Source organism: Streptomyces recifensis (assembly GCF_002154615.1).
Classification (GTDB): domain Bacteria; phylum Actinomycetota; class Actinomycetes; order Streptomycetales; family Streptomycetaceae; genus Streptomyces; species Streptomyces griseoluteus.
Map to the genome: position 1 here is coordinate 1 of NZ_MUNH01000186.1, position 3,644 is coordinate 3,644.

General features: G+C 73.2%; 3 protein-coding genes. 1 reads left to right on the forward strand and 2 read right to left on the reverse strand.

What is annotated here, in order from left to right:
* On the forward strand, positions 1–1,070 hold a 1,070-nt coding region (locus CCN33_RS11440; protein WP_341866569.1), incomplete at its 5' end, for a response regulator.
* A gap of 52 nt (positions 1,071–1,122) precedes the next feature.
* On the opposite strand, the gene CCN33_RS11445 is transcribed toward CCN33_RS11440, so the two are convergent.
* Together CCN33_RS11445 and CCN33_RS11450 are read right to left on the reverse strand one after the other, a co-directional pair.
* Positions 1,123–2,775: a long-chain fatty acid--CoA ligase gene (locus CCN33_RS11445; RefSeq protein ID WP_167387826.1), complete on the reverse strand. Its 1,653-nt coding sequence runs from the start codon at positions 2,773–2,775 to the stop codon at positions 1,123–1,125.
* A gap of 136 nt (positions 2,776–2,911) precedes the next feature.
* Positions 2,912–3,502 carry a SigE family RNA polymerase sigma factor gene (locus tag CCN33_RS11450; protein ID WP_086693528.1) on the reverse strand — a complete coding sequence of 197 codons (591 nt, stop codon included), beginning with the start codon at positions 3,500–3,502 and terminating at the stop codon, positions 2,912–2,914.
* Positions 3,503–3,644 lie beyond the last annotated feature (142 nt).

Here is a 3,644-nt window from a genome sequence, read left to right on the forward strand (position 1 = left end):
CCATCAGCGTGCGCACGCTGGGCCAGGGCGTGCCGTTCGTACGGCAGGCCGCGCAGGTGCAGCAGCCGACCGCGACCCCGCCCCCGCACGCGACCAACGGCAGCGGGCGGCGCCGCAAGCTGGGCACCCCGCCCCCGCGCCCGGAGGCGCAGCCCGAGGCGGGCGCCCGTGCGCACCCCGAGGCACCCGCGCAACCCCGCCGGGCTCCGGGCACCGAGGGCGTGGGCCGGTCGTACGCCATAGGGGCACCGGACGCCAACGCCGCCGAGGGGCCCGAGCCGCTGGACGGTCCCGGCGGCGCGGTGGAGGTCGCGGACACCCCGCGTCCGCAGCCGATGGACGACGAGCTGCCCCCGGAGCCGCTGGACAACCCGCGCCGGCTGCTGGTGTGGCCCGCGCCGGACGTGACGACCGCGGAGGCGCTCAGCACCCGTGGCTACCGGCCGGTGGTCGTGCACTCGCGCGAGGAGGTCGACGCGCAGATCGCGGCGTTCCCCGCCGCGCTGTTCGTGGACCCGCTGACCGGCCCGATCACCCGGACCGCGCTGCAGTCGCTGCGCCAGGCGGCGGTGGCCGCCGAGGTGCCGGTGCTGGTGACGGCCGGTCTCGGCCAGGCGAGCCGCGAGGCGGCGTACGGCGCCGACCCGGCCGTACTGCTCAAGGCGTTGGCCCCGCGCGACAGTGAGCAGCATCCGCCCCGGGTGCTGCTGATCGAGGAGCACGCGGAGATCGCGCTGGCGCTCACGGCGACGCTGGAGCGGCGCGGGATGCAGGTCGCGCGGGCCGCGAGCGACGCCGACGCGGTGACGCTGGCCGGGCAGTTCCGGCCGAACCTCGTGGTGATGGACCTGATGCGGACCAAGCAGCGCCAGGCCGGGATCGTGGACTGGCTGCGTGCCAACGGTCAGCTCGACCGGACCCCCCTGGTCGTCTACACGGCGGCGGTAGAGCAGGCGGATCTGCCGAAGCTGGCGTCGGGCGAGACGGTGCTGTTCCTCGCGGAGCGGTCCACCAGCGACGAGGTGCAGGGGCGGATCGTGGACCTGCTGGCCCGGATCGGCACCAACTGACAGGGGGCCGAGGGTGTTCGCACACCCTCGGCCCCCTGCCGGCGAAGTACGCTCAGAGCCGCGTGACGTCCAGTTCCCCGTCCGCGTACCGCCTGCGCAGCACCTTCTTGTCGAACTTGCCGACGCTGGTCTTCGGGACCGTCTCGACGATCGTCCAGCGCTCGGGGAGCTGCCAGCGGGCGATCCCGCACTCCTCGGCGAGGAAGACCCGCAGCGCCTCGAAGCCGACCTCCGCGCCCTCCTTCAACACCACGGTGGCCAGCGGACGTTCGTCCCACTTCTCGTCCGGCACGGCGACCACGGCGGCCTCGGCGACGTCCGGGTGGGCCATCAGGGCGTTCTCCAGCGCGACCGAGGAGATCCACTCGCCGCCCGACTTGATGACGTCCTTGGCGCGGTCGGTCAGGGTGAGGTAGCCGTCGGGGGAGATGGTGCCGACGTCGCCGGTCTTCAGCCAGCCGTCCGCGCTGAACTTGTCGTCGGGGCGCAGGGGTTCGGCACCGGGGCCGTTGTAGTAGGCGCCCGCGATCCAGGGGCCGCGCACCTCCAGCTCGCCCGCCGACTCGCCGTCCCAGGGCAGGCGTTCGCCGCCGGGGCCGGTGAGGCGGGCCTCGACGGAGGTGGGGAAGCGGCCCTGGGTGAGCCGGTAGGTGAACTCCTTCTCGGTGCCGATCGCGTGGGCGGGCGGCCGGGCGACCGTGCCGAGCGGGGAGGTCTCCGTCATGCCCCAGGCGTGGCAGACCCGCATGCCGAGCGCGTCGAACGCCTCCATCAGGGAGGGCGGACAGGCCGCGCCGCCGATGGTGACCTGGACGAGGGAGGAGACGTCGCGGGGGTTGGCGCCGAGTTCGGCGAGCAGGCCCTGCCAGATGGTGGGGACGGCGGCCGCGTGCGTCGGGCGCTCGGCCGCGATCATCTCGGCGAGCGGCACGGGCTGGAGGAACCGGTCCGGCATCAGCAGGTTGACGCCGGTCATGAACGCGGCGTCCGGCAGGCCCCAGGCGTTGACGTGGAACTGCGGGACGACCACCAGTGAGGTGTCCTGGTCGGTCAGGCCCATCGACTGGGTCATGTTGACCTGCATGGAGTGCAGGTAGACCGAACGGTGGCTGTACACCACGCCCTTGGGGTCGCCGGTGGTGCCGGAGGTGTAGCACATGGCGGCGGCCCGGCGTTCGTCCAGCTCGGGCCAGTCGTACGTCTCCGGATGGCCGGCGAGCAGTTCCTCGTACTCGTGCAGCCGGGCGGTGCCGCCCGTGAGCGGGGCGCGGTCGCCGGGGCCGGACACCACGATGTGCTCGACGGTGGGCAGCTGCGGCAGCAGGGGCGCGAGGAGCGGGATCAGCGAGCCGTTGACGATGATCACGCGGTCGGCCGCGTGGTTGATGATCCACGCGAGCTGCTCGGCGGGCAGCCGAAGGTTGAGCGTGTGCAGCACGGCGCCCATGGACGGGATGGCGAAGTACGCCTCCACGTGCTCGGCGTTGTTCCACATCAGGGTCGCGACCCGGTCGTCGTCCCGCACCCCGAGGTCGGCCAGGGCGTGCGCGAGCTGGGCGGAGCGGGTGCCGATCCCGGCGAAGGTGCGCCGGTGCGGCTCGGCCTCGCCCGTCCAGGTGGTGATCAGGGACGATCCGTGCACGGTCGCGCCGTGGGTCAGAATCCTCGAGATCAGCAGCGGTACGTCCTGCATGGTGCTCAGCACAGCGGGCGTCCTCCCCGGCAGCGTTGCCTGTACGGAAGTAGAGTCGCGCTGATTCTGCGCACATACCGCGCGGTATGTCACTAGGGGCAGGGAAAGTCGCGCTGTGTGCTGCGCCTCGCGGCGGTGCTTGTGCTTCTCAGCGGGAGAGACCGAGTTCCGGGTCCTCGCGGAGTTTGCCGAGGGCGCGGGAGACGGCGGACTTCACGGTGCCGACCGAGACTCCGAGCAGCTCGGCGGTCTGGGCCTCGCTGAGGTCCTCGTAGTAGCGCAGGACGACCATCGCCCGCTGGCGCGCGGGCAGGCGCAGGATCGCCCGCCACATCGCGTCGCGCAGCGCCTGCCGTTCGGCCGGGTCGTCGGCGCCGGGACGCGGCTCGGGCTCGGGCAGCTCGTCGCAGGCGAACTCGTCCACCCGGCGTCTGCGCCACTGCGAGGTACGGGTGTTGAGCAGGGCGCGGCGCACATAGCCGTCCAGCGCCCGGTGGTCCTCGATGCGCTCCCAGGCGACGTACGTCTTGGCCAGCGCGGTCTGCAGCAGGTCCTCGGCGTCGCTCGGGTTGGCGGTGAGCGAGCGGGCCGTGCGCAGCAGGGCGGGGTGGCGGGCACGGACGTAGGAGGCGAAGGAGGGGTACAGCGAGGTCCCGGCCGGTGCGAGCCGGGGGTGGGGGAGAGTCTGCCGCGCTGGTGCGGCGGCGGCCGAGGCGCTGATGCAGACGGGTGCGGTCATGTCTCCACGCTAGGAGCGGGTACGGCGCCGGGGATCGGCCGGAGGTCCCGAAGCCGGGTCCGCCTCAGGTTGTAGGGGTGGGGTGCGCCGGACCTCCTGAAGGTGGAGTGGGCCTCCACCCGGCCTGGGGGTTGTCCCGGAG